This window comes from Mycobacterium sp. ST-F2 (assembly GCF_001905655.1).
Taxonomy (GTDB): Bacteria; Actinomycetota; Actinomycetes; order Mycobacteriales; family Mycobacteriaceae; genus Mycobacterium.
Map to the genome: position 1 here is coordinate 36,051 of NZ_JMHT01000080.1, position 24,714 is coordinate 60,764.

The 24,714-nt window shown below is 68.3% G+C and carries 26 protein-coding genes; 15 read left to right on the forward strand and 11 right to left on the reverse strand.

Annotated features, from left to right (window positions below):
• The first annotated feature begins 26 nt into the window (after positions 1–26).
• From ctaE to qcrB, 4 genes are read left to right on the forward strand one after another with little or no spacing between them, the layout of a single operon-like run.
• A complete protein-coding gene (ctaE, locus tag EB75_RS25955; protein ID WP_073698112.1) occupies positions 27–638 on the forward strand; it encodes an aa3-type cytochrome oxidase subunit III in 612 nt (203 codons plus the stop codon).
• A gap of 50 nt (positions 639–688) precedes the next feature.
• Entirely contained in the window at positions 689–1,531 is an 843-nt protein-coding gene (gene qcrC, locus EB75_RS25960; protein WP_073698141.1) for a cytochrome bc1 complex diheme cytochrome c subunit, read from the forward strand.
• Complete coding sequence (qcrA, locus tag EB75_RS25965; RefSeq protein WP_073698113.1) at positions 1,528–2,691, forward strand: cytochrome bc1 complex Rieske iron-sulfur subunit; 1,164 nt, start codon at positions 1,528–1,530, stop codon at positions 2,689–2,691. Before qcrC ends, qcrA begins: the two co-directional genes overlap by 4 nt.
• Entirely contained in the window at positions 2,688–4,325 is a 1,638-nt protein-coding gene (gene qcrB / locus EB75_RS25970) for a cytochrome bc1 complex cytochrome b subunit (protein ID WP_073698114.1), read from the forward strand. The genes qcrA and qcrB overlap by 4 nt, the downstream gene beginning before the upstream one ends.
• A gap of 68 nt (positions 4,326–4,393) precedes the next feature.
• Here qcrB and EB75_RS25975 read toward each other — a convergent pair whose 3' ends face one another.
• A complete protein-coding gene (locus EB75_RS25975; protein WP_142239827.1) occupies positions 4,394–5,131 on the reverse strand; it encodes a Rossmann-fold NAD(P)-binding domain-containing protein in 738 nt (245 codons plus the stop codon).
• Between the two features lie 90 nt (positions 5,132–5,221).
• Between EB75_RS25975 and EB75_RS25980 the strand changes: the two genes are divergently transcribed.
• Positions 5,222–5,830: a TetR/AcrR family transcriptional regulator gene (locus EB75_RS25980; RefSeq protein ID WP_286150327.1), complete on the forward strand. Its 609-nt coding sequence runs from the start codon at positions 5,222–5,224 to the stop codon at positions 5,828–5,830.
• Here EB75_RS25980 and EB75_RS25985 read toward each other — a convergent pair.
• The 4 genes from EB75_RS25985 to ctaC form a co-directional block, all read right to left on the reverse strand.
• The gene (locus EB75_RS25985) at positions 5,827–6,498 is read right to left on the reverse strand and encodes a DUF2561 family protein (RefSeq protein ID WP_073698116.1); all 672 of its coding nucleotides are present in this window, start codon (positions 6,496–6,498) and stop codon (positions 5,827–5,829) included. The genes EB75_RS25980 and EB75_RS25985 overlap by 4 nt on opposite strands.
• Complete coding sequence (locus tag EB75_RS25990; protein WP_073698117.1) at positions 6,498–7,322, reverse strand: hypothetical protein; 825 nt, start codon at positions 7,320–7,322, stop codon at positions 6,498–6,500. Before EB75_RS25990 ends, EB75_RS25985 begins: the two co-directional genes overlap by 1 nt.
• Before the next feature lie 188 nt (positions 7,323–7,510).
• Positions 7,511–7,930 carry a cytochrome c oxidase subunit 4 gene (locus tag EB75_RS25995; RefSeq protein WP_073698118.1) on the reverse strand — a complete coding sequence of 140 codons (420 nt, stop codon included), beginning with the start codon at positions 7,928–7,930 and terminating at the stop codon, positions 7,511–7,513.
• A 12-nt stretch (positions 7,931–7,942) separates the two neighbouring features.
• Positions 7,943–8,983 (reverse strand): aa3-type cytochrome oxidase subunit II, encoded by a 1,041-nt coding sequence (gene ctaC / locus EB75_RS26000; RefSeq protein WP_073698119.1) that lies wholly within the window; start codon positions 8,981–8,983, stop codon positions 7,943–7,945.
• A 138-nt stretch (positions 8,984–9,121) separates the two neighbouring features.
• Here ctaC and asnB point away from each other — a divergent pair, with 138 nt between their 5' ends.
• Positions 9,122–11,065 carry an asparagine synthase (glutamine-hydrolyzing) gene (gene asnB, locus EB75_RS26005; protein ID WP_073698120.1) on the forward strand — a complete coding sequence of 648 codons (1,944 nt, stop codon included), beginning with the start codon at positions 9,122–9,124 and terminating at the stop codon, positions 11,063–11,065.
• Here asnB and EB75_RS26010 read toward each other — a convergent pair.
• Complete coding sequence (locus EB75_RS26010; protein WP_073698121.1) at positions 11,062–12,036, reverse strand: carbohydrate kinase family protein; 975 nt, start codon at positions 12,034–12,036, stop codon at positions 11,062–11,064. The genes asnB and EB75_RS26010 overlap by 4 nt on opposite strands.
• Positions 12,037–12,110: 74 nt before the next feature.
• On the opposite strand from EB75_RS26010, the gene EB75_RS26015 reads away from it, so the two are divergent.
• Complete coding sequence (locus tag EB75_RS26015; protein ID WP_073698143.1) at positions 12,111–12,743, forward strand: Rv0361 family membrane protein; 633 nt, start codon at positions 12,111–12,113, stop codon at positions 12,741–12,743.
• A 32-nt stretch (positions 12,744–12,775) separates the two neighbouring features.
• On the opposite strand, the gene EB75_RS26020 is transcribed toward EB75_RS26015, so the two are convergent.
• The gene (locus EB75_RS26020) at positions 12,776–13,144 is read right to left on the reverse strand and encodes a HesB/IscA family protein (RefSeq protein ID WP_073698122.1); all 369 of its coding nucleotides are present in this window, start codon (positions 13,142–13,144) and stop codon (positions 12,776–12,778) included.
• A 48-nt stretch (positions 13,145–13,192) separates the two neighbouring features.
• Complete coding sequence (locus EB75_RS26025) at positions 13,193–14,293, reverse strand: glycerate kinase family protein (RefSeq protein ID WP_073698123.1); 1,101 nt, start codon at positions 14,291–14,293, stop codon at positions 13,193–13,195.
• Between the two features lie 71 nt (positions 14,294–14,364).
• Between EB75_RS26025 and EB75_RS26030 the strand changes: the two genes are divergently transcribed.
• Genes EB75_RS26030 through EB75_RS26045 form a run of 4 tightly spaced genes read left to right on the forward strand, consistent with a single transcriptional unit; the run spans position 14,365 to position 17,364 of the window.
• Positions 14,365–15,051: a DUF3043 domain-containing protein gene (locus EB75_RS26030; protein WP_073698124.1), complete on the forward strand. Its 687-nt coding sequence runs from the start codon at positions 14,365–14,367 to the stop codon at positions 15,049–15,051.
• A 5-nt stretch (positions 15,052–15,056) separates the two neighbouring features.
• A complete protein-coding gene (locus tag EB75_RS26035) occupies positions 15,057–15,581 on the forward strand; it encodes a bifunctional adenosylcobinamide kinase/adenosylcobinamide-phosphate guanylyltransferase (protein WP_073698125.1) in 525 nt (174 codons plus the stop codon).
• The gene (cobT, locus tag EB75_RS26040) at positions 15,578–16,648 is read left to right on the forward strand and encodes a nicotinate-nucleotide--dimethylbenzimidazole phosphoribosyltransferase (RefSeq protein ID WP_073698126.1); all 1,071 of its coding nucleotides are present in this window, start codon (positions 15,578–15,580) and stop codon (positions 16,646–16,648) included. Before EB75_RS26035 ends, cobT begins: the two co-directional genes overlap by 4 nt.
• Positions 16,645–17,364: an adenosylcobinamide-GDP ribazoletransferase gene (locus EB75_RS26045; protein ID WP_073698127.1), complete on the forward strand. Its 720-nt coding sequence runs from the start codon at positions 16,645–16,647 to the stop codon at positions 17,362–17,364. Before cobT ends, EB75_RS26045 begins: the two co-directional genes overlap by 4 nt.
• A gap of 80 nt (positions 17,365–17,444) precedes the next feature.
• On the opposite strand, the gene EB75_RS26050 is transcribed toward EB75_RS26045, so the two are convergent.
• Positions 17,445–18,563 (reverse strand): branched-chain amino acid aminotransferase, encoded by a 1,119-nt coding sequence (locus tag EB75_RS26050; RefSeq protein WP_073698128.1) that lies wholly within the window; start codon positions 18,561–18,563, stop codon positions 17,445–17,447.
• Between the two features lie 66 nt (positions 18,564–18,629).
• Positions 18,630–19,775, reverse strand: coding sequence for a glycine cleavage system aminomethyltransferase GcvT (gene gcvT, locus EB75_RS26055; protein ID WP_073698129.1), 1,146 nt, complete (start codon positions 19,773–19,775; stop codon positions 18,630–18,632).
• A gap of 3 nt (positions 19,776–19,778) precedes the next feature.
• Here gcvT and EB75_RS26060 point away from each other — a divergent pair, with 3 nt between their 5' ends.
• The 3 genes from EB75_RS26060 (at position 19,779) to EB75_RS26070 (ending at position 22,842) form a co-directional block, all read left to right on the forward strand.
• Entirely contained in the window at positions 19,779–20,888 is a 1,110-nt protein-coding gene (locus EB75_RS26060) for an adenylate/guanylate cyclase domain-containing protein (RefSeq protein WP_073698130.1), read from the forward strand.
• Positions 20,889–20,902: 14 nt separating this feature from the next.
• Positions 20,903–22,408: a leucyl aminopeptidase gene (locus EB75_RS26065; protein ID WP_073698131.1), complete on the forward strand. Its 1,506-nt coding sequence runs from the start codon at positions 20,903–20,905 to the stop codon at positions 22,406–22,408.
• 83 nt (positions 22,409–22,491) lie between these two features.
• Positions 22,492–22,842, forward strand: coding sequence for a hypothetical protein (locus tag EB75_RS26070; RefSeq protein WP_142239828.1), 351 nt, complete (start codon positions 22,492–22,494; stop codon positions 22,840–22,842).
• Between the two features lie 7 nt (positions 22,843–22,849).
• Here EB75_RS26070 and EB75_RS26075 read toward each other — a convergent pair whose 3' ends face one another.
• Entirely contained in the window at positions 22,850–23,782 is a 933-nt protein-coding gene (locus tag EB75_RS26075; RefSeq protein WP_073698133.1) for an alpha/beta fold hydrolase, read from the reverse strand.
• Between the two features lie 192 nt (positions 23,783–23,974).
• On the opposite strand from EB75_RS26075, the gene EB75_RS26080 reads away from it, so the two are divergent.
• Positions 23,975–24,714: biotin/lipoyl-containing protein (locus EB75_RS26080; RefSeq protein WP_286150328.1), on the forward strand; the 740-nt coding region annotated here is incomplete at its 3' end.

The following is a 24,714-nucleotide window of genomic DNA, read 5'->3' on the forward strand; positions in this document are numbered from 1 at the left end:
AACTACAAAGCGTCATACTTACCGCTGTGACGAGCGCTGTAGGTACCTCGGGAACCGCGATCACGTCGCGGGTGCATTCGCTGAACCGGCCGAATATGGTCAGTGTCGGCACCATTGTGTGGCTTTCCAGTGAGTTGATGTTCTTTGCTGGACTGTTCGCAATGTATTTCACCGCGCGTGCTCAGGCCGGCGGCGTGTGGCCGCCGCCCCCCACGCACCTGAACCTGGCTGAGGCCGTTCCGGTGACGTTGGTGCTGATCGCGTCGTCGTTCACGTGCCAGATGGGCGTGTTCGCCGCCGAGCGTGGCGACGTCTTCGGCCTGCGCCGGTGGTACGTCATCACCCTGCTGATGGGCGCGTTCTTCGTCGGTGGCCAGGCGTTCGAGTACTTCATGCTCGTCGAAGAGGGCACCACGATCGCGAGCAGCGCCTACGGTTCGGTCTTCTACCTGGCCACCGGTTTCCACGGTCTGCACGTCATCGGCGGTCTGGTCGCATTCGTGTACCTGCTCGCCCGCACGAAGATGAGCAAGTTCACGCCGGCCCAGGCCACCGCCGCCATCGTTGTGTCGTACTACTGGCACTTCGTCGACATCGTGTGGATCGCCCTGTTCGCCACCATCTACTTCGTTCGATGATCGGCTCGCCGATGCGTCCCATGACCAACTCGTCGATGAGAAGGGGTTCGATGACCAGCAAGTCCCGCGGAGCCGGGGGGCCGGCGACAAAGCGCCAGCGCCGGTTGCGACGACGTTTGTCGGCAGCGATGCTGCTGCTGCTCGGACTTCTCGTCGCTGGTGGCCTGGCGGCCACCCTGACTCCGCGGCCTCAGGTCGCGGTCGCCGACGAGTCGCAGCTCGCTTTGCTGCGCACCGGCAAGCAGTTGTTCGAAACGTCGTGCGTCTCGTGCCACGGCGCCAACCTGCAGGGTGTGACCGACCGCGGCCCGAGCCTCATCGGCGTCGGCGACGCGGCCGTCTACTTCCAGGTGTCCACCGGCCGCATGCCCGCCATGCGCGGTGAGGCCCAGGCCCCCCGCAAGGACCCGGCGTTCGACGAGCACCAGATCGACGCCCTCGGCGCCTACATCCAGGCCAACGGTGGCGGCCCGCAGGTCCCCCGTGACGCCAACGGCAAGATCGACCAGCACTCGTTCCTCGGTGAGAACGTCGCCCGTGGTGGCGACCTGTTCCGCCTGAACTGCGCGTCCTGCCACAACTTCACCGGTAAGGGTGGCGCGCTGTCGTCGGGCAAGTACGCGCCCGACCTCGGCAAGGCCGCCGAAGTGCCGGCGCAGGTGTACACCGCCATGCTCACCGGCCCGCAGAACATGCCCAAGTTCTCGGATCGTCAGCTGACGCCGGAAGAGAAGCGCGACATCGTCGCCTACGTCCATGAGTCGGCGAACGCCCGCAGCCAGGGCGGCTACGGCCTCGGCGGCTTCGGCCCCGCGCCCGAGGGCATGGCGATGTGGATTATCGGGATGGTCGCTGTGATCGGCGCGGCTATGTGGATCGGAGCTCGCGCATGAGCGAGAACGTGAACATTCCCAGTGACGCGGAACTGCGCGACATGTCGCGCGAAGAACTCCTCGAACTGGGCGGAAAGATCGACGGCGTCACGACCGTCTTCAAGGAACCGCGCTGGCCCGTCGAGGGCACCAAGGCGGAGAAGCGCGCCGAGCGTCAGGTCGCGGCCTGGCTGCTGCTCGGCGGCCTGTCCGGCCTGGCCCTGCTGCTGGTGTTCCTGTTCTGGCCGTGGGAGTACAAGCCGTTCGAGTCGGAGGGCGAGTTCATCTACTCGCTGGCCACCCCGCTGTACGGCCTGACCTTCGGTCTGTCGATCCTCGCGATCGGCATCGGTGCGGTGCTCTTCCAGAAGAAGTTCATCCCCGAGGAAATCTCGATCCAGGACCGTCACGACGGCGCCTCCCCCGAGGTCCACCGCGCCACCGTCGCGGCCAACCTGACCGATGCGCTCGAGGGCTCGACCCTCAAGCGCCGCAAGCTGATCGGCCTGTCGCTGGGCGTCGGCCTGGGTGCGTTCGGCCTGGGCACCGCGGTCGCCTTCATCGGCGGTCTGATCAAGAACCCGTGGAAGCCGGTCGTGCCGACCGCCGAGGGTAAGAAGGCCGTCCTGTGGACGTCCGGCTGGACCCCCCGCTTCCACGGCGAGACGATCTACCTGGCCCGGGCCACCGGCCTGCCGGGTGAGTCCCCCTTCGTGAAGATGCGTCCCGAGGACCTCGACGCGGGCGGCATGGAGACCGTGTTCCCGTGGCGCGAGTCCGATGGCGACGGCGTGACCCTCGAATCGCACGAGAAGCTGTCCGAGATCGCTCTCGGTGTGCGCAACCCGGTGATGCTCATCCGCATCAAGCCCGAGGACCTGTCCCGCGTGGTCAAGCGCAAGGGCCAGGAGAGCTTCAACTTCGGTGACTTCTTCGCGTACACCAAGGTGTGCTCGCACCTGGGCTGCCCCTCGTCGCTGTACGAGCAGCAGACCTACCGCATTCTGTGCCCCTGCCATCAGTCGCAGTTCGACGCGCTCCACTTCGCGCGTCCGATCTTCGGTCCGGCGGCCCGCGCCCTGGCGCAGCTGCCGATCACGATTGACAAAGAGGGCTACCTGGTCGCCAACGGCGACTTCATCGAACCCGTCGGACCGGCATTCTGGGAGCGCAAATCATGAGTCCCAAGCTCGCTGACATCGCTGCCGCACAGGGCGATGCGATCGACTCGCGGTACCACCCGTCGGCCGCGGTACGCCGGCAGCTGAACAAGGTCTTCCCGACGCACTGGTCCTTCATGCTCGGCGAGATCGCGCTGTACAGCTTCCTCGTGCTGCTGCTCACCGGTGTGTACCTGACCCTGTTCTTCGACCCGTCGATGACCGAGGTCGTCTACAACGGCGTCTACCAGCCGCTGCGCGGTGTGCAGATGTCGCGTGCCTACGAATCGGCCCTGGAGATCTCGTTCGAGGTCCGCGGCGGCCTGTTCGTGCGCCAGATTCACCACTGGGCGGCCCTGATGTTCGCCGCATCGATCATGGTCCACCTGGCGCGCATCTTCTTCACCGGCGCGTTCCGCCGCCCGCGTGAGGCCAACTGGATGATCGGCTCGCTGCTGCTGATCCTGGCCATGTTCGAGGGTTACTTCGGCTACTCGCTGCCCGACGACCTGCTCTCCGGTATCGGTCTGCGCGCCGCGCTGTCCTCGATCACCCTGGGCATTCCGGTCATCGGCACCTGGATGCACTGGGCCCTGTTCGGTGGGGACTTCCCCGGCAGCATCATCATCCCGCGTATGTACGCCCTGCACATCCTGCTGATCCCGGGCATCATCCTGGCGCTGATCGGTGCCCACCTGGCGCTGGTGTGGTTCCAGAAGCACACCCAGTTCCCCGGCCCCGGCCGTACCGAGAAGAACGTCGTCGGCGTCCGCGTCATGCCGGTCTTCGCGATCAAGGGTGGCGCTTTCTTCGCCCTGGTCACCGGCATCCTGGGCATCATGGGCGGTCTGCTGCAGATCAACCCCATCTGGGAACTGGGCCCCTACAAGCCCTCGCAGGTCTCGGCCGGTAGCCAGCCCGACTTCTACATGATGTGGACCGAAGGCCTGGCCCGTATCTGGCCGGCATGGGAGTTCTACCCGTTCGGCCACACCATCCCCGCCGTCATGGGCGTCGCCCTGCTGATGGGCGTGGTGTTCGGTCTGCTGATCGCCTACCCGTTCCTGGAGAAGAAGTTCACCGGCGACGACGCGCACCACAACCTGCTGCAGCGTCCGCGTGACGTGCCCGTGCGCACCGCCATCGGTGCCATGGCCATCGCGTTCTACATGGTGCTCACCCTCGCCGCGATGAACGACATCATCGCGCTGAAGTTCGACATCTCGCTGAACGCCACCACCTGGATCGGCCGCATCGGCATGGTCGTCCTGCCCGCCGTCGTCTACTACCTCACCTACCGCTGGTGTGTAGGCCTGCAACGCAGCGACCGCGCCGTCCTCGAACACGGCATCGAAACCGGCATCCTCAAGCGACTGCCGCACGGCGCCTACATCGAGCTGCACCAGCCGCTCGGCCCGGTCGACGACCACGGCCACCCCATCCCGCTGGAGTACCAGGGTGCCGCACTGCCCAAGCGCATGAACAAGCTCGGATCGGCCGGCTCCCCCGGCACCGGCAGCTTCCTGTTCGCTGACTCGGCTGCCGAGCAGGCCGCCCTCGCCGACGCAGAGCACGCCGCCGAGCACAAGGCGCTCACCGCGATCAAGGAGTACCAGGACGAGATTTCGCCCAACGGCTCAGGCGGTCACCACTAGTTGTAAGCACGAGTTCGGCCCGGTCTGGTTTCCACCAGACCGGGCCGAAGTCGTTTCGGGGCACTCCCCTACCCCACCGGGGCGAAAGCCGCCTCGATCCAGTTGCTGAACTCACACGCCAGGTGCCACCGGTGCGCGGCGATCATGGACGGCGCCGTCAGCCTCGGGAACTCCACGCAGAGGCGAGCCAGGAAACCGTCGCCCTCGTCGCGGAACTCGTGCCGGACACCGCCGATCGCCAGGCCACGGTCGCTACGCGCCACTCCCGCGGCCTCGATGGGGAACGCCGGGTCCCGAGGTGTCACGAGCGGTGACGTGTCGTTGTAGTCGACGAAGAACTGCGTCGCGAGCGGGCTGCCACCCGTCGTCTCGATCACTTCCTGCCGTCCGTCCGGCGCGGTGTCGATGAGGAAGTGGTCGGGGTTCGCGGCAATCATGCTGCGGGCGTAGCCATCTCGGCCGGCGTCGGTGAACCAGTCCACGAATGCGCCGGCGCTGCCACCGGTGACGTGCAGGTCGCATCGGCTCGTCGCACGGCGACCGAACGAGAGCTGCGTCGCCCCACGGGCCACGATGCCGGCCAGGTGGATGTCCCGCGCCAGGCGCCGACGAATCTCGTCGGGGCCGAGAGCCAGCTTGCTGTCGGTGAACGCGGCCCGTTGCCGAGCCAGATCGCCGCCAGGGACCGTCAGGCCGATCTTGCGGGCGGCCTTCGGCAGGCGCTCGGCCTCCCAGGCGAGGACCTCGTCGCGAGAGACCGCACGGCCCGCGATCACGGTGCCGATGGTGATGTCCTGGTTCGTCACGCGAACACCTCCTACACTAAAGCATCTACAGTTGCTTTTATCTTGGAGCGTCCCGCCATGCCAGGTCAAGAGTCCTGCCAGACTGAATCCGTGACCGACACCACCATCGAGGGCACCGCAGCCCCGCGTCCGCGGCCCGGCGGCCGGTCCGCACGCGTCGTGGCCGATGTGCACGCGGCGACGCTCGAGCTGCTCGCGGAAATCGGCTACGAGAACCTGCAACTGCCCGACGTCGCCAAGCGCGCAGAGGTCAACAAGACGACCGTCTACCGGCGGTGGCCGACCAAGGCCGCGTTGGTGGCGGATCTGCTGACGAACTTCACCCGGGCCGCCGTCGCGACACCGGACACCGGATCGCTACAGGGAGACCTCGAACAACTGTTGCGTGATGTCGTGACCGCACTGGCCAACCGGGCCGTCCGCGCAGTCCTCTACGGCACCCTGACGGGCGCCGACGACAGCGAGGACGTCCGGTGCGCCCAGGCCAGATTCTGGGAGGAACGCTTCCGCCTCAGCGGCGCCATCGTCGACCGGGCAGTCACCCGTGGCGAAATCCCGCCCGGCACCGACCCGCGCGCACTGCTGGAGACGGCCACCGGCCCCGTCTACTTCCGCGCCCTGTTCACCGCCGACGCGGTGACGCCCGAATACCTCAGGGACACCGCACAGCGCGCCGTCCGCGCCTTCGCCGAACGCTAGGCGGCGCGGGCATCCTCCGCCGAGGCCTCCAGCACCGCGTGCAGACCGCGCAGGCAGTACCAGGGCACCGCCGCCATTGCGGCAGTGATGAGGAAAGCGAGGCCGTACAGCATCCAGGCCAGCTCGTCGTGCCGATTGGCCAGCATGTACGCGCCCAGGAACACGAACAGGGTTGCGCCGCCGATGGCCGCGGCGATCCCGAGCGTGCAGCGCAGCCACAGCTGATCCACCGCCGCCACCGGGAAGCCCACCATGCTGGTCGCCGGCGACGCCGAATAGCGCCGCACCACCGGATCGTCGAAGGACCGTAACGCACTCTGCTGGGCGTCACCCGAAGGGCTGCGATCCTCCGCCTCGGCCGGACCGCCCCCGAGCAGCGGCAGCTGCGCTGCCCCACCGCGGCGGGCCCGCAACAACAGCGGGATGGCGCCCACGATCACGGCGGCCGACACCCCGATGATCGAGTACAGCAGCCACGGCGTGTGCGACGCCGCACCGCCCGACGAATGCCTGGTGCCCAGGTCCACCAGTGTGACGGTGGCCGCCACCCCGGCACCCAGCGCCGCCAGCCACACGGCCACACACCCGCCGAGCAGGAGACGGTCCAACTGCTCGGGGCTACCGCCGGTCACGCGCGACCGGGTTGAAGTCTCAGCGTTGTACGGCATTAACAGCTCGTCTGCCAATCATCGTTTGTCTGCGACGCCAGGGTCTGGCCGTCGCTGGTCACAATCGAACAATTCAGGTGGCTCAGCCGCAGCAGGCTGGAGGCCTGCACCGACCCCACATCGGACATCGAGATCGGTGTCAGAGTGATCATCCACGGGATATAGACGTTCTGCTGGGTGCGCTGGCGCCCTGCGGCGTCGGTGTACGTCACCGAAATACGGTCCAGCGGCGCCTTGGTGCCCCAAATCCGGTACGTGACATACCGCGGTCCGGTCGGCGGCGCCGACGTCGTCGCCGGCGGCGCAGCCGCAGCGGTGCTGGGCGGCGGAGGCGGCGGCTCTTCCGACGGAGGAGGTGGCGGCGGCTGCGTCACCGTCACCGTCGACGGGGGCGGCGGTGGTGGCGGCGGCTCCTCGGTGGTCGTCGGCGGCGGAGGCGGCGGTGGAGTCGTCGTGGTGAACTCGTCCTGGAACGGCGGCGCCGACGTGGTGCTCGTCGACGGCGTCGCCACGGTCTCCGAGCTCGTATTGCGGGTCACCAGAATGGCGACGGACGCCACCAGCGAGATCGCGGCGATGATGGCGACGACGCCGACGACCCACGGCCACCGCGGCGGCGGGGCGTCATCGGCGTCGGATTTTGCCTCGTAGCTGTCGTAGTCGTAGAGCGCCGGCTCCGGCGGCACGTACGGCGCAATGGTGAAGTGCTCGGATTCGGGCGCAGAGTAGGCCTGCGAATAGATCTCGGTTTCGCCTGTACCGTCACCGACGCCCGATGACTCCCGGGCCGCATCATCCGAGCCCGAGGAATGTGACCCGCTCACGTACGCCTATCCCTCTCGACCACTATGTCGCTGCAGCTGAGGAACGCCGCTTGCCGCGACATTCCAGCGCTTCGGCAGACATTACCCAACATGGGCCCGGCATGGCCGTACCGGACGGCGCCAGAGGACCATCTGACATACGGTTGTGACCTGACCGCGGAGCGATCAGGTCACAGGGGCCGTACGTGTCAGTGCTTTTCGGGGCCGGTGTAGTACTCGAACACCAGGCCGGCAACGGTCGCCAGCACGAAGCAGACGCCGGCGACGATCAGCCAGGGCAGCCACAGGGCGATACCGACCGCGGTGACCGAGGCCGACAGCGCGATCAGCAGGGGCCACCAGCTGTGCGGGCTGAAGAAGCCCAGCTCGCCGGCGCCATCGGAGACCTCGGCGTCTTCGTAGTCCTCAGGCCGGGTGTCGAGGCGACGGGCCACGAACCGGAAGAACGTGCCGATGATCAGCGACAGACCGGTGGTCAGCACCAGCGCGGTGACGCCGGCCCATTCCACGCCGCCCTTGGCGTACAGCGCGGTGAGCGCGGCATAGCCGACGGACGCCAAGGCGAAGAAGGCGGTCAGAATCTCGAAAAGTCGGGCTTCGATATGCATTTGGCGTATCCCCTACTTGCTCGCCTGGGCCGGCGAACCAGCCTGCTCGCCGCGGCGAGAGTCGAACGGATGGGTCGTCTGGGCCACCGGCGGCAGTCCGATCGACACCAGCGCGTCGGCGTTGGTCGCCTTCGGGTGATCGATGCGGTACTGCAGGTAAGCCTTGAACTGCTCCGGCTCCACCACGCGCACCTCGAAGTTCATCATCGAGTGGTACGTGCCGCACATCTCGGTGCAGCGGCCGACGAACGGACCGGTCTTCTCGATCTCGGTGACCTGGAAGATGTTGTCCGAGTGGTTGGCCTCGGGGTTCGGCATGACGTCCCGCTTGAACAGGAACTCAGGCACCCAGAAGCCGTGGATGACGTCGGCCGACGCGATCTGGAACTCGATGCGCTTGCCCTTCGGCAGGACCAGGACCGGAATCTCGGTGCTGGTGCCGATGGTCTCGACCTTGTCGAAGTTCAGGTAGCTGCGATCCTCGGGGTTGGTGCCGCGGATCGGGCCGACGATTTCCTCGCCGTGCTCGTTCTTGCCCTCAGGCTTGGACACCATGGCGTCCTTGCGAGCGGCGTCGACGCCGTCGTAGGAGAAGGTGTTGTCCTTGAAAGCGACCTTCTGGTAGCCGAACTTCCAGTTCCACTGGAACGCGGTGACGTCGATGGTCACCTCAGCAGGCTTGCTGTGGTCCATCATCTTCTCCTGCACCACGACGGTGAAGTAGAAGAGCACCGAGATGATGAGGAACGGCACGACGGTCAGCACCAGCTCCAACGGCATGTTGTAGCCGAACTGACGGGGCAGCTCAGTGTCGGTCTTCTTCTTGCGGTGGAACGCCATCGCCCAGAAGATCAGCGCCCACACGATGGCGCCGACCACGAACGAAGCGATAACCGACCACACCCAGAGGTCACGGTTGGCGTGTGCTTCTGGCGTGATGCCTTCCGGCCAACCAAGGCCGAAGACTTCCTGCCAGCTGCATCCGCTGAGCAGCAGCGTCGACGCGCCGAGAATGGCGGACAACGCCACCAAACGGAGCCCGCGAGCGGTCACGTTGAGGCCCTCCTAGGAGTCGGTCAAGCCGGTCGAATACTACGCAGCGTAGACCACGCCCGCGGCGCCGAGCGAAGCGACCGGCCAATCGGCAACGCCAGTTCTGAGTTCACCCGCCTGAACAGGCATACTGGCGCCGTGTGCGGACTGCTGGCCTACTTGGCCGACCCTCTTGCCGACCATTCGACTGACCTGGTGAACGCGGTTTCGGACGCCACTCATCCGATGCGCCACCGCGGTCCGGACGAGTCGGGCGCCTGGGCGGACGACGATGCCAACCACACCGTCGTCTTCGGGTTCAACCGGCTGTCGATCATCGACATCGCGCACAGCCATCAGCCGCTGCGCTGGGGTCCACCGGAGTCGCCGAACCGGTACGCGCTGGTGTTCAACGGCGAGATCTACAACTACCTCGAACTGCGCGAGGAGCTGCGCGACGAGTTCGGCGCCGAGTTCGCCACCGAGGGCGACAGCGAGGCCATCGTCGCTGCGTACCACTACTGGGGCACGGCGGCCCTGAACCGCCTGCGCGGCATGTTCGCCTTCGCCCTGTGGGACACGCAGACCCGCGAGTTGTTCTGCGCGCGTGACCCCTTCGGCATCAAGCCGCTGTACCTGGCGACGGGCCCCGGCGGCACCATCGTCGGCAGCGAGAAGAAGTGCATCCTCGATCTCGCGGGCCGCGCCGGCATCGATCTGAGCATCGACGAGCGCGCGGTCCAGCACTACACGGTGCTGCAGTACGTGCCCGAACCCGAGACACTGCAGCGCGGCATCCGCCGGCTGGAGTCGGGCAGCTACGCCCGGATCCGTCCCGGCCAGCAGCCCGAGGTGACGCGGTACTTCAAGCCGAAATTCGCCGCTGTGCCATTTGTCACAGGGCAGGAGCAGGCCCGGTACGACGAGATCACCGCGGTCCTGGAGGATTCGGTCGCCAAGCACATGCGGGCCGACGTCACCGTCGGCGCGTTCCTGTCCGGCGGCATCGACTCGACCGCCATCGCCGCGCTGGCGATGCGGCACAACCCCAAGCTGATCACCTTCACCACCGGCTTTGAGCGCGAAGGCTTTTCGGAGGTAGACGTCGCCGTCGCTTCCGCCGAGGCCATCGGGGCGCGGCACGTGACCAAGGTGGTCAGCCAGGCCGAGTTCGTCGAGGCGCTGCCCGAGATCGTCTGGTACCTGGACGAGCCCGTGGCCGACCCGGCGCTGGTGCCGCTGTTCTTCATCGCCCGCGAGGCCCGTAAGCACGTCAAGGTGGTGCTCTCCGGCGAGGGCGCCGACGAGCTTTTCGGTGGCTACACGATCTACCGGGAACCCTTGTCGCTCAAGGCCTTCGACCGCGTCCCGCGGGGACTGCGGCGCAGCCTCGGCAAGGCCTCCAGGTCACTGCCCGACGGTATGCGCGGCAAGAGCCTGCTGCACCGCGGGTCCCTGACCCTCGAGGAGCGCTACTACGGCAACGCCCGCAGCTTCTCCGACGAGCAGCTGCAGACGACCCTGGCGCAGTTCAACCCCGAGTGGACCCACACCGATGTGACGGCGCCGATCTACGCCGAGTCGGCCGGCTGGGATCCGGTGGCGCGCATGCAGCACCTGGACCTGTTCACCTGGCTGCGCGGCGACATCCTGGTCAAGGCCGACAAGATGACGATGGCCAACTCGCTGGAACTGCGCGTGCCGTTCCTCGACCCCGAGGTGTTCGCGGTGGCATCCAAGCTGCCGTACGACCAGAAGATCACCCGGACAACCACCAAGTACGCGCTGCGCCGCGCGCTGGAACCCATCGTGCCCGCCCACGTGCTGCACCGCGCAAAGCTGGGCTTCCCGGTGCCGATCCGGCACTGGCTGCGTTCGGGCGAGCTGCTGGAGTGGGCCTATGCGACGGTCAACGCCTCGCAGACCGGGGATCTGATCGACCTCGACGCCGTCCGCCAGATGCTCGAAGAGCATCGGAACGGCGTCAGCGATCACAGCCGCCGGCTGTGGACGGTGCTGATCTTCATGCTGTGGCACGCCATCTTCATCGAGGGCAGCGTCACGCCACAGATCAGCGAGCCCGTCTACCCCGTCGAGCTCTAGCCCAGGGCCGCGGCGATCTCGTCGGCCGCCTCGGCGCCGAACGCGGCCGAAAGACGCGGCAGCGCAGTGGCTTTGTCCCAGGTCCACTCCTGCGGGCCAGGAGCCTCGAGCACCAGGGTGGCGACGAGCGAGGCCAGCTGAGCGGCCCGCTCCAGGCTCAGGCCGGCGCCGCGGCCGGTGAGGAAGCCGGCGCGGAAGGCGTCGCCGATGCCGGTGGGATCGACCTTCTCGTTCTCGGGCACCACGTCGACGTGGATGAACGAGCCGTCGCGGCCGACGATGTCGACGCCCTTCTCCCCCAGCGTGGTGACGCGCAGCTCGATCTGGCTCATCACCTCGGCCTCGGACCAGCCGGACTTCTGCAGCAGCAGGTCCCACTCGTAGTCGTTGGTGAACAGGTAGGCGGCGCCGTCGATGAGTCGACGGATCTCCTCGCCGGACAGGCGGGCCAGCTGCTGGCTGGGGTCGGCGGCGAACGGCAGACCCAGCTCCCGGCATTCCTCGGTGTGCAGGAACATGGCCTCGGGGTCGTTGGCGCCGATGATCACGAGCTCGGGCGCCCCCTGGGCGGCGACGAGCTCGGCAAGCTTGATGTTGCGCGCCTCGGACATGGCACCGGGGTAGAACGACGCCAGCTGCGCCATGTCCTCGTCGGTGGTGCAGACGAATCGTGCGGTGTAGGCGGAGTCGGACACCAGCACCTGCGAACAGTCGACGCCATGGGCCGTCAGCCAGCCGCGGTACTCGTCGAAGTCCTTGCCGACGGCGCCGACCAGCGTGGGGCTGCCGCCGAGGATGCCCATGGCGTAGGCGATGTTCCCGGCGACGCCACCGCGGTGAACCACCAGGTCGTCGACCAGGAAGCTCAGCGACACTTTCTGCAGGTGCTCGGCCAGCAGCTGCTCGGCAAAACGGCCCGGGAAGCGCATCAGGTGGTCGGTCGCGATCGATCCGGTCACGGCAATGGTCATCCGGCGAGCTTACCCAGCGCAGCCGGAGTCGCCGGACCGGGACATCAGGCCGAGTGCGCTAGCCTGTGGACAACATGGACGGCGCATATCCGTACCCGGAATCGATCCCCCCGCAGCCGGGTCCGGGGAACCCCACCTACGGTGCCCCCTATGGTGGCCCGCCCGCCTCTTACCCGACGACGCTGCCGCCGGCGGTGTCATACCCGTCGGGCGGCCGTAACAACACCAAACGGATTCTGCTGGTCGTCGGCACGGTGGTGGCGATTGTCGCGGTCATCGGCGGCATCATCTTCGCGGTCCGCAGCACCAATGATCGCGGGCTGACGGACGCCTCCGCGAAGTCGGCGATCCAGGGTTATCTGAACGCGCTGCTGAAACAGGACAAGCAGACCGTGGCCCGGCACGCGTTGTGCGGGTTGTATGACGGCATCAAGGACCACGCCACGGACTTCACCGTGGCGAATCTGGCCAGCGATGCGTTCCGTAAGCAGTTCGGCCAGGCGGACGTGACGTCGATCGACAAGATCGTGATGTTGTCACCGAATCAGGCGCAGGTGCTGTTCACCATGAAGGTGGCGCCGTCAGGGCGGCTGCCGCGCGGTTCGGGACCGAAGAACAACGAATTCCAGGCGGTCGCGCAGCTGCTGGTGCTGCCGCGCGAGACCCTGGTCTGCTCGTACCTGCCGCGTCCGGCGGACTCCCTGTAGGAGACCGCCGGACCAGCACGGTCGGCGCTAGATCAGTTGAACGAATCGCCGCAGGCGCAAGAGCCGGTGGCGTTCGGGTTGTCGATGGTGAAGCCCTGCTTCTCGATGGTGTCGACGAAGTCGATGACGGCGCCCTGCACGTACGGGGCACTCATGCGGTCGACGGTGAGGTTGACGCCGCCAACATTGGTGGTCAGGTCACCGTCGAGGGTGCGGTCATCGAAGAACAGGTTGTAACGCAGGCCGGCGCAGCCGCCCGGTTGCACGGCGATACGCAGCGCGAGGTCGTCACGGCCTTCCTGATCCAGCAGGGCCTTGGCCTTGGCGGCCGCAGCGTCGGACAAGATCACGCCGTGGGTCTCGGTCGAGGTACCGGTGCTGGTCGCGTCCTCAACAGTCATTGCTTCTCCCTGGTGCACACTCGATTGCCTGGCAATATCCAGGCACAGTCAACGGTACCTTGTCGGGCCGGTATTCCCGAGTTCAGCGGCTACGCCCGCAGCTAATCCGGTCAGCTGGTTGGCCGCGTCGCTGATCGCCAGCTCCACCGAACCGGCGTGGTCGGTGATCGAATAGGCGGCCGCGATCCCGGCGGCTACCAGCGTGGACGGGTCCAGCGTCACCTGACCGGCCAGTACCAGGACGGGCGCGCCGTGCGCCCGGGCCCCCGCCGCGAGGGCGCTGATCACCTTGCCGTGCAGCGACTGGTCGTCGAACCGGCCTTCACCGGTGATGACCATGTCGGCAGCCGCCAGATCATCGGCCAGCCCGGTATGGGCCGCGATGACCGTCGCACCTGATTCGCGCCGTCCGCCCAGCGCCAGCAGCGCTGCCCCGAGACCGCCCGCCGCCCCGGCCCCAGGTTCGGCAGCGACGTCGCGGCCGGCCACCGCCTCGAGTTCATGTGCCCATGCCGTCAGGCGCTGTTCCAGCAGCGCGACGGTCGCCGGATCGGCGCCCTTCTGCGGACCGAAGACCGCGGCGGCGCCCATCGGGCCGAGGAGCGGGTGCTCGACATCGGAGGCGACGATGACGTCGATGCCGGCCAACCTGCGATGCGCGGACTCCAGCCCGCCCAGTGCCTCGACAAGTCCCCGGCCACCGTCGGTGCACGCACTGCCGCCGAGGCCCACGACCACCTTCTGTGCCCCGGCGGTCAGCGCCGCGTCCACCAGCTGCCCGACCCCGAAGCTGCCGGCGTCGAGCGCGGTCCGCACCGTGGGCGGCCCGCCGAGCAGCGCCAGTCCGCAGGCCTGCGCGCACTCGATATAGGCGGTGTCCTGGTGCAGCACCCACTGCGCGGTGACGTCGCGATCGAGCGGGCCGCGCACCGTCACCGTCCGTAGACCGCCCAGGCGTTCGGCCAGGACATCGACGAAGCCGGGACCGCCGTCGGACTGCGGCGCCAGGACCAGGGTGTCGGCCGGGCGCGCGGCGGCCCAGCCCGCGGCGATGGCCGCCGCGGCCTCGACCGCGGTGAGGCTGTCGCCGTAGCAGTCCGGGGCGATCAGCACGCTGCGCACGCGAGGAGCAGTTAGGTCATGCGCCATCCGAGCAGGTTAAGCCGCGTATGGCTCGGGTGCATGACGGCCGGCCCCGACCACCGAAGTAACCTGACACCGTGAATCTGCTGGGCCGCAAGAAGGACAACCCCGACTCTGAAGGCGGAGGCGACGACGGCGCTGACGCCGTCACCGGAGCCACCACCTCGGACGCCGACGCCGCCGGGGTGCGCACCACGGCGCCCAAGGGCCGCCCGACCCCCAAGCAGAGCGCGAACCGCAAGCGCGGCCCGGTCGCACCGGCACCGATGACGACGGCCGAGGCACGCAAGCGGCGCAAGGAACTTCGCAACTCGCAGACCAAGGAAGAGCGCAAAGCCGAGCGACAGGCCCGCCGGGCCGAGATGGATTCACGGCGCGCCAAGATGATGGCCGGCGACGAGGCCTACCTGCTGCCCCGCGACAAGGGCCCGGTGAAGCACTACGTCCGCGATCTCGTCGACTCCCGCCGCAACGTGCTGGGCCTGTTCATGCCCTCGGCGCTGGTGCTGGTGTTCTTCATGATGGCGCTGCCGCCGGTGCAGACCCAGGGCCTGCTGTCCATCGCGATGCTGGGCCTCATGGTGATCATGGCCGCCGACGGCGTCTGGCTCGGCCGGCGCATCAACAAACTCGTCGACGCCAAGTTCCCGGGTAACACCGAAAGTGGTTGGAAACTGGGCTTTTACGCGTCCAGCCGGGCCTCGCAGCTGCGCCGGATGCGAGTGCCGAAGCCGCAGGTGGGCCGCGGAGACAAGGTCGACTGAGCCCGGTGCGCACCCTGGTGCTCGGCGGCATCCGGTCGGGAAAATCGCAGTGGGCCGAGGACTGGATCGGCCGCGTTGCCGGTCCGGGCGGATCGGTGCGCTACGTCGCAACCGGTTCGGTCAACGGCGACGCCGACTTCGCGGCCCGGGTCTCGGCTCATCGCAGCCGCCGGCCGGCACACTGGTCCACCGTCGAATCCGCTGACGTGGCAAGCACTTTGCGGGACCCGGCCGCCACCTTGGTCGACGACATCGGCGGCTGGCTGGTCGCCGCGATGGACCGGCACGACGCCTGGACGGGCGGATCGATCCAGACCGACGTCGACGAATTGACCTCAGCAGTCGGTGAATTCACCGCGCCACTGGCCCTGGTCAGCCCGGAGGTGGGTCTGACCGTGGTCCCGGCCACGGCATCGGGCCGGCGGTTCGCCGACGAATTGGGCACGCTCAACCAGCGCCTGGCCGCGGTCTGCGACCGCGTGGTGCTGGTGGTGGCCGGCCAGCCTCTCACCGTCAAGGAGCCCCGATGAGCGATCCCCGCGCCCAGTTTCCCGACCTCACCAAACCGGACGCCGACGTGCGCGCGGCCGCTCTCGCCCGCCAGAACACCCTGACCAAACCGGCGGGCTCCCTGGGGCGCCTGGAGGAACTGTCGGTCTGGGTGTCGGCATGCCAAGGCGTCTGTCCGCCACAGCAATTCGAGCGGGCCCGGATCGTGGTGTTCGCCGGCGACCACGGGGTGACGGCATCGGGCGTTTCCGCCTTCCCCTCGGAAGTCACCGCGCAGATGGTGGCGAACTTCGATGCCGGCGGCGCCGCCATCAACGTGCTGGCCGAGGTGGCCGGCGCCACCGTGCGCGTGGCTGACATCGCCGTCGACGGCGAGGCCCACTCCCCCGCGATCGGCGCCCACAAGATACGACGCAGCAGCGGCAACATCGCCGTCGAGGACGCCCTGTCGACCGAAGAGGCCATCGCGGCGATCGCGGCAGGCCGCACCATCGCCGATCAGGAGGTCGACGGCGGTGCCGACCTACTGATCGCGGGCGATATGGGCATCGGAAACACCACCCCGGCAACGACTCTGGTTGCCGCCCTCACCGCGTCCGAGCCCGTCGCGGTGGTCGGCCGCGGCACCGGCGTCGACGACGAGGGCTGGGCGCGCAAGACCGCGGCCATCCGCGACGCGCTGTTCCGCGCCCGCCAGGTCAAGGCCGATCCCGCCCAGCTGCTTGCCGTTTGCGGTGGTGCCGATCTGGCCGCCATGGCCGGCTTCCTCGCCCAGGCCGCGGTCCGGCGGACCCCGGTGCTGCTCGACGGTGTGGTGGTGACGGCCGCGGCGCTGGTCGCCGACCGCCTGGCTCCCGGCGCGAAAGCCTGGTGGCAGGCCGGCCACCTGTCCACGGAACCCGCGCATTCGGTGGCGCTGCAGCGGCTGCAGATGACCCCGATCCTGGATCTCGGCATGCGCCTGGGCGAAGGCAGCGGCGCGGCGGTGGCGCTGCCGGTGTTGCGGGCCGCGGTGGCGACACTGGCGTCCATGGCCACCTTCGGCGAGGCCAACGTCACCGACAAGCCGGCAGACAAACCATTGTGATCGGTGCCCTCGCTTCGGCTTTCGCATTCGGTACCGTCCTGCCGGTACGCAGCAACAAGCCGTTCGGGCGAGGCACACTGACCGCGCTCCCGCTGGTGGGCGCCGCCCTCGGTGGCGTCGCGGCCGCAGTCGTCTGGGGCGCCGGACATGTGTTCGCGGCACCGCTGGCCGGGTTGCTCGCGGTGACCGCGCTGCTGCTACTGACCCGCGGCCTGCACATCGACGGGTTGTCCGACACCGTCGACGGCCTCGGCTGCTACGGACCGCCCGAACGGGCGCTGGCCGTCATGCGCGGCGGCACCGCGGGCCCGTTCGGCGTGGCCGCCATCGTGGTGGTGATCGGCGCCCAGAGCCTGGCGTTCGCATCCGGCAGCCCGGCGGCCGTCGTCGTCGCGGTCACCGCCGGCCGGGTGGCCGCGCTCACCGCGTGCCGCACATCGGTACCGGCCGCGCCCGGCAGCACGCTGGGGGCGTTGGTCGCCGGCAGTCAGCCGCCCTGGGTGGTGGCGGCGTGGACGGTGGCGGTGGCCGCCGCGTCCGCATGGGCGACGCCGCGACTGTGGCAGGGCCCGGTGGTCGTGCTCGTCGCACTTGCCATCGCCGGGCTGCTGGTGGCGCACTGCGCCAGCCGGTTCGGCGGGATCACCGGTGACGTGCTAGGCGCCGCCGTCGAAATCACGACGACACTGACCGCCCTGGGGCTGGCCGCCCACTAGCCGCCAACCTCGTTGACTCTGAGGCCAGGGCGCTGCGCACTCGCACTTTTGCGCCGTAGCCGCGCAGTCAACGCAGGGAGCTAGTTCAGGCGCGTCATCCAGTTGTGGGTGTCGGCGAAGGTGCCGCGCTGGATACCCGTCAGGGTGTCGCGCAGCGCCATGGTGACCTCACCGGGCTGGCCGTCACCGATGGTGAACTCGCCCGCCGACTCGCCGTGGCCGTACTTCACGTGCGCCACCGGGGTGATGACGGCCGCGGTGCCGCAGGCGAACACCTCGGTGATCTCGCCCGCGGCGGCCTTCTTCTGCCACTCGTCGATGTCGATCTTGCGTTCCTCCACCGCGAAGCCGGCGTCAACCGCCAACTGCAGCAACGAATCCCGTGTGATACCGGGCAGCAGCGACCCGGACAGCTCCGGGGTGACCAGCCGGGCCGAACCACCGCTGCCGAACACGAAGAACAGGTTCATGCCACCCATTTCTTCGACGTACCGGCGCTCGATGGCGTCCAGCCAGACCACCTGGTCGCAGCCCATCTCGGCGGCCTGTGCCTGGGCCAGCAGCGAGGCGGCGTAGTTGCCGCCGAACTTGGCCGCACCGGTGCCGCCGGGGCTGGCCCGCACGTATTCGGTGGACAGGTACACCGACACCGGCTTGATGCCGCCCTTGAAGTACGCGCCGGCCGGCGAGCCGATCACCAGGTAGCGGTACTCGTTGGCGGGCCGCACGCCCAGGCCCGGTTCGGTGGCGATGATGAACGGCCGCAGGTACAGCGACGCTTCCCCACCGGCAGCGGGCACCCACTGGTTGTCGACGGCGATCAGCTGCCGCAGCGACTCGACGAAGACGTCCGCGGGCAGCTCCGGGATGGCCAGGCGCCGGCACGACGCCTGGAGGCGGGCGGCGTTGGCCTCCGGGCGGAACGAGACGATCGAATCGTCGTTCCAGCGGTAGGCCTTCAGCCCTTCGAAGACCTCCTGCGCGTAGTGCAGGACGATGGCCGACGGGTCCAGTTCGATGGGCCCGTAGGCGCCGACGCGAGCGTCGTGCCAGCCGCGGTCGACGCTGTAATCGATGGACACCATGTAATCGGTGTGGAACCGCCCGAATCCGGGGTCGGCCAGAATCTGGGCCCTTACCTCGTCGCTCGCAGGGTTGCTCGCGCGCGAAACGGTGAATTCGAGGGGCCCATCGGTCATATGCCGATTGTATCGCCCGTGGCTATCAGGTTTTCCGGTCGCTCCACTCGCCGGAATCAGGTTCTTCTACCGCGTCTTTGCCGCCACGAACGGCGGCGCGACGACCTCGCATTCCAATGCCCGGCCGCGGACGTCGACGGTCACCCGCGCACCGTCGGCGATGTCGGCCGCGGTGTCGAGCAGTGCCAGCGCGATACCGACCTTCAGGCTCGGCGAGAAGGTGCCCGACGTGGTGATGCCGACCGGGGTGTCCCCGTCCAGGACGGTCAGGTCCGCACGCAGCACACCGCGCCCGACGGCCTTGAGGCCGCGCAGCGTCCGCTTGGGGCCTGCCGCCTTCTCTGCGAGCAGCGCGTCGCGGCCCCAGAAGGCGTCCTTCTTCCAGCCGATGGCCCAGCCGCAGCGCGCCTGCAGCGGCGAAATGTCCAGCGACAGTTCATGTCCGTGCAGCGGGTAGCCCATCTCGGTGCGCAGGGTGTCGCGCGAGCCCAGCCCGGCGAGTTCACCGCCGGCGGCCTTCACCGCGTCGACCAGCGCGTCGAACACCACGCCCGCGCGGTCCCACTCGGGCAGCAGTTCGTAGCCGTGTTCGCCGGTGTAGCCGGTGCGGCACACCCGGACCGGCACGCCGGCGTACTCGGCGTCGGCGTACCCCATGTAGTCCATGTCGGTCGGCAGGCCGAGCGCGGTGAGCACCTCGGTGGACTTGGGTCCCTGCACGGCCAGGACGGCGTAGGACCGGTGCTCGTCGGTGATGGTCAGTTCGGGCGGGGCGACGCGCTGCAGTTCGGCGACGACGGCGGCGGTGTTGGCCGCGTTGGGCACCAGGAAGATTTCCTCGTCGGAGACGTAGTAGGCGATCAGGTCGTCGATCACCCCGCCGGATTCGTTGCAGCACAACGTGTATTGCGCCTTACCCGGGCCGATGCGGCGCAGGTCGTTGGTGAACGCGGAGTTGACGAACTCGGCCGCGCCGGGACCACGGACCAGGGCCTTGCCGAGGTGGCTGACGTCGAACAGGCCGACGGCGTCGCGGGTCGCGTTGTGCTCGGCCACGGTGCCCGCGTACGACACGGGCATCAACCAGCCCCCGAATTCGGCGAAACTCGCCCCGAGTTCGCGGTGACGGTCTTCCAGCGGGCCCTGCAGCAGTTCGCTCACGGCCAGAGAGCCTAGTCCGCCCCGCAGGCCCGTCGTAGCTGGCAGACTCATTTCGTGGTCGACTTCGACGCGTTGGAAGCCGCCGGCATCGCCGATGCGCGGCGGCGCGCGCCGCTGATCGAGTACCTCGACAGCCTCGGCTTCACCACCGAACAGATGGCCCAGGCCGAACGGCGCGGCCGGTTGTTCGGGCTGGCCGGCGACGTCGCGCAGTGGTCGGGTCAGCCCAGCCACAGCCTGGCTTCCGCCGCGCGTGCGCTCGGGGTGCCACTGGCCGACGTCGAACAGGTCTGGGCGGTACTCGGTCTGACGGTCGCCGACCCGACCGCACCGACACTCTCCGACGCCGACCTCGAGGCGTTACGCACGTGGGCGGATCTGCGGGCCTCGATCGGTGACGATGCCGCGCGAGGGTTCCTGCGCGTCGTCGGCGCCAGCGTCGCACGCGTGGCCGAGGCGCTGGCATCGATGAGTCGCGTCGGTCTACCCGACCTCGACCTGGCACAGAGCCACGACGAACTCGTCACCGCACGTGCTTATCTGGCGGCAGCTCAATTCATCCCGCGCATCGGCGCCATGATCGACGCGGTCCACCGCCACCACGTCGCCTCCGCGAGAGCATATTTCGACACGATCGACCACCGTGAAGCGTCAACCGTGGTGTGCGGCATCGGGTTTGCCGACCTGTCCAATTTCACGCAGCTCACCCAACGACTCACGCCGAACGATCTGACCAGCTTGCTGGGCGAGTTCAACGCCATCACCAATGATGTGGTGCACGCCGACGGTGGCCGGGTGATCAAGTTCATCGGGGATGCGGTGATGTGGGTCTGCGCGACACCCGAATCGCTCGCGAAGGTCGCTGTGGATCTGGTGCACCACCCGCGGCCGAAGATGGCCCACATCAGCGTGCGGGCGGGCCTGAGCTTCGGCTCGGTGGTGGCCACCGGTGGCGACTACTTCGGCAATCCGGTGAATCTGGCGGCGCGCCTGGTGGCCGCGGCCGAGCCCGGGCAGATTCTGGTGGCCGCGCCGTGGTACGACATGCCCGGTCAGTGGCCGGTCGCGCCGCGGGAGCCGTTGGTACTCAAAGGTTTCAACGACCCCGTCACCGCATTCGAGGTATGCCCGGAGGCTCAGCGGGCGGCCCGGCAGGCCCAGTGACTAGGGTGGGACCGGTGAGCAGCGCACCCGGTTACCAGTCCCCCGCCGTCACCGTCGCCTCCGCCCTGCCGTCCGATCTGGACGCCGCAGTGCTGATCGTCCCGGTCGTCACCGGCGAGAACGACGAAGCCACAGTGCTGGCCAACCCGTTCCTGGACGCCGAAGCGACCGGTGAGATCGAGGTGGCACTGAAGACTCTCGGTGCGAAGGGCTCGACCGAGCAACTGACCCGCGTGCTCGTCCCGTCACTGCCGGTCGCCAGTGTGCTGACCGTCGGGCTGGGTAAGGACCGCGATGAGTGGCCGGCCGACGTCGTCCGCCGCGCCGCCGGTGTGGCGGCCCGCTCACTGGGTGGCACCGAGACCGTGGTGACCACGCTGTCCGAACTGGACGTCGCGGCGGCTGTCGAGGGCCTGATCCTGGGCGCCTACCGCTTCAGCGAGTTCCGCAGCGCGAAGACGGCCCCGAAAGACGCGGGCCTGACGGCGCTCACCGTGCTGTCCACCGCAGACGATGCCGAGACCGCGGCAGCCCGCGGCGTCGACGTGGCCACCGCCGTCGCGACCGCGCGCGACTTCGTCAACACCCCGCCGAGCCACCTGTTCCCCGGCGAATTCGCCAAGCGCGCAAAGGCTTTGGGCAAGTCGGCAGGCCTCGAGGTCGAGGTGCTGGGCAAGAAGGAACTGGAGGACGCCGGATTCGGCGGCATCGTTGGCGTGGGCAAGGGCTCGTCCCGCGGGCCGCGCCTGGTGCGGCTGACCTACCGCTCCGGTGCGAAGAACGCCAAGAAGGTGGCGTTGGTGGGCAAGGGCATCACCTTCGACACCGGCGGCATCTCGATCAAGCCCGCCGCCAACATGCACCACATGACGTCCGACATGGGCGGCGCCGCGGCTGTCATCGCCACCGTTGTGCTGGCGGCGCGCCAGAAGCTGGCGGTCGACGTCACCGCCACCGTGCCCATGGCCGAGAACATGCCGTCGTCGACGGCCCAGCGGCCCGGCGATGTGCTGGCCCAGTACGGCGGCACGACCATCGAGGTGCTCAACACCGACGCAGAGGGCCGGCTGATCCTGGCCGACGCGATCGTCCGTGCGTGCGAGGACAACCCCGACTACCTGATCGAGACGTCGACGCTGACCGGCGCGCAGCTGGTCGCGCTCGGCACGCGCACCCCCGGGGTGATGGGCAGCGACGAGTTCCGCGACCGCGTCGCCAAGCTGTCCCAGGAAGCCGGCGAGAACGCGTGGCCGATGCCCCTGCCCGAGGAATTGAAGGACGACCTGAAGTCGACGGTCGCCGACCTCGCCAACGTCAGCGGCGCACGCAACGCGGGCATGCTGGTGGCGGGCGTGTACCTGCGCGAGTTCGTCACCGAGGGCGTGCAGTGGGCGCACCTCGACGTCGCCGGCCCGGCCTACAACACCGGTGGCGCCTGGGGTTACACCGGCAAGGGCGGCACCGGTGTGCCGACTCGGACCATGTTCGCGGTGCTGGAGGACATCGCCGCGAACGGTTAGCCCCGTTGCCGGGCGTTAGCTGATGCGGCGCCAGTTACCGCATTTGCATTCCGTTGAGCAGGCCGTCGGCGTACCGTTCCTGCATGAATAAGTTCGCTAGGACGGTGGCCGTGGCCGCCACTGTTATCGGCATGGAATTCGCCGGGCTGGGCGGCGCCACCCAGGCGCTGGCCGATCCCGAAGACGAAGACATCATCGCCGACCAGTTGTGTCCCTTCCGGAACGTGATCGATCGGCTGGGCGGGGATGATCAGTGCGACCCCGACTGGAACAACAACGACAACAACGGTGGCGGCTTGTTCTACAACAACGGCATGCCGTGCGACAGCGTCGCGTTCCCGAACCCTGCGTGCAATCCGACCGTCAACGTGAACGTCAACCACGAGGGCGAAGTCACGCACAACGTCAACGTCAACGGCGAACCACCCAAATAGGCCCGAGTCAGCCGGCCTTGACGACCTGCGCCAATTGCAGATCCCGCGCCGGCTCGGCACCCGCGACATGATCGGCGAGTTCGCGGACCGCGGTGGCGAGCAGCTCCGGATGCGACATCGGCGACCAGTGGCCCGACGTGATGTCGCGGCGCCACAGCTGCGGAACCCATTGGGGTGTCTCGTCGTACAGGTGCGGGCGGACGAACTGATCACCGCGGTTGACGATCACCTGCACGGGCACGTTGACGTAGTGGTCGCGCCGGCCTGTGAAGATGGTCCGCCAGTAGTTGGCGGGATACACCTTGAGGCTGTTCGCGGCGTCGGTTGCGAAGGTGTCCGAATGCCGAATCTGGTTGTCGGACATGCCATCAAGGTGCTTCAGCAGTCGCGGAATGATGGTCGGCACGGTGGCCCGCACCAGCACGCGCGCCACGAGGGGGATCGAGAAGAAACCCTGGTACGTCAGCCGCAGGAACTGCGAGACCGAGTGCAGGAACCGCACCGGCCGATACGGGCGCTTGAGGCCCTCCATGATGAAGTGGCGGGTGTGGTCGGCGCTCGGGCCCGAGGTCGAGGTGAACGACGCGATGCGCTCCACCGATTCGGGGCGCGACAGGTACTCCCAGATGCCGACCGATCCCCAGTCGTGGGCCAGCACATGGACTTTCTGGCCGGGCGCCGATGCGGCGATGACGGCCGCGAAGTCGTCGGCGTAGTGCGCCATGGTGTACGACGAAACCTTCTTCGGCACACCGGAATTGCGCGAGCCACGGTTGTCGTACCGGATCACCCGGTAGGTGTCGGCCAGGTGTGGCACGGTGGCGTCCCACATGTCGTGCGAGTCGGGCCAGCCGTGCACCAGCACGACCACCGGACCGTCCGGGTTGCCCTCTTCGTAGGTTGCGATCCGGGTCCCGTCCGCACTGTCCACAAACTGCATCGTCAAACCCTGCCTGACCTCAAAATATCCCGTACCGCCGGTACTGGTTTCGATGCGACAGTAGCCTGCTCAACGAGGGTGTCAACACAGCGGGACAAAGTCCCGACCCGCCCCTCCTCGACTGCGCGAGCATGACAGGATGGGCCCTGTAGACATTCGAAGTGACGAGCGACTTTTCGAGGAGTCAACGTAATGGCCATCTCCGTCCAGATGCCCGCACTCGGTGAGAGCGTTACCGAGGGGACCGTCACTCGATGGCTCAAGCAGGAGGGCGACACCGTCGCGGTGGACGAGCCCCTGCTCGAGGTGTCCACCGACAAGGTCGACACCGAAATCCCGTCGCCGGCAGCGGGCGTTCTGACCAAGATCGTCGCGCAGGAAGACGACGTGGTCGAGATCGGCGGCGAGCTGGCCGTCATCGGTGAAGCCGGCGAGGCCCCTGCCCCCGCTTCAACCCCCGAGCCCGCACCGGCAGCTGCCCCGGCCCCCGAGCCCGAGCCCGCCGCCCCGGCTCCGGCCGCCGAAACTCCCGCCCCGGCGCCCGCTTCGGCTCCCGCCCCGGCCGCCTCCGATGCCGCCGACGCCACCTCGATCGTGATGCCGACGCTCGGTGAATCCGTCACCGAAGGCACCGTCACCCGCTGGCTCAAGAAGGTCGGCGACTCGGTCGAGGTCGACGAACCCCTCGTCGAGGTGTCCACCGACAAGGTCGACACCGAAATCCCGTCACCCGTCGCCGGCGTGCTGTTGTCCATCACCGCCGAAGAGGACGACGTGGTGTCCATCGGCGGCGAGCTGGCCAAGATCGGCGCCGCCGGCACCGCTCCGGCCGCAGCTCCGGCGGCTCCCGCCCCGGCTCCCGAGCCCGCTGCCGCGCCGACACCTCCTCCGGCACCGACGCCCCCGCCGGCCCCGGCCGCACCCACCCCGCC

Coding starts and splice junctions, on each gene's coding strand:
- qcrA (WP_073698113.1), top strand. CDS start 1,528: ATGAGCGAGAACGTGAACATTCCCAGTGACGCGGAACTGCGCGACATG.
- EB75_RS26070 (WP_142239828.1), top strand. CDS start 22,492: ATGAATAAGTTCGCTAGGACGGTGGCCGTGGCCGCCACTGTTATCGGC.
- qcrC (WP_073698141.1), top strand. CDS start 689: ATGACCAGCAAGTCCCGCGGAGCCGGGGGGCCGGCGACAAAGCGCCAG.
- EB75_RS26025 (WP_073698123.1), bottom strand. CDS start 14,293: ATGGCGCATGACCTAACTGCTCCTCGCGTGCGCAGCGTGCTGATCGCC.
- EB75_RS26010 (WP_073698121.1), bottom strand. CDS start 12,036: ATGACCATTGCCGTGACCGGATCGATCGCGACCGACCACCTGATGCGC.
- EB75_RS26015 (WP_073698143.1), top strand. CDS start 12,111: ATGGACGGCGCATATCCGTACCCGGAATCGATCCCCCCGCAGCCGGGT.
- EB75_RS26020 (WP_073698122.1), bottom strand. CDS start 13,144: ATGACTGTTGAGGACGCGACCAGCACCGGTACCTCGACCGAGACCCAC.
- qcrB (WP_073698114.1), top strand. CDS start 2,688: ATGAGTCCCAAGCTCGCTGACATCGCTGCCGCACAGGGCGATGCGATC.
- cobT (WP_073698126.1), top strand. CDS start 15,578: ATGAGCGATCCCCGCGCCCAGTTTCCCGACCTCACCAAACCGGACGCC.
- EB75_RS26075 (WP_073698133.1), bottom strand. CDS start 23,782: ATGCAGTTTGTGGACAGTGCGGACGGGACCCGGATCGCAACCTACGAA.
- EB75_RS26050 (WP_073698128.1), bottom strand. CDS start 18,563: ATGACCGATGGGCCCCTCGAATTCACCGTTTCGCGCGCGAGCAACCCT.
- EB75_RS25995 (WP_073698118.1), bottom strand. CDS start 7,930: ATGCATATCGAAGCCCGACTTTTCGAGATTCTGACCGCCTTCTTCGCC.
- gcvT (WP_073698129.1), bottom strand. CDS start 19,775: ATGAGTCTGCCAGCTACGACGGGCCTGCGGGGCGGACTAGGCTCTCTG.
- EB75_RS25985 (WP_073698116.1), bottom strand. CDS start 6,498: ATGCCGTACAACGCTGAGACTTCAACCCGGTCGCGCGTGACCGGCGGT.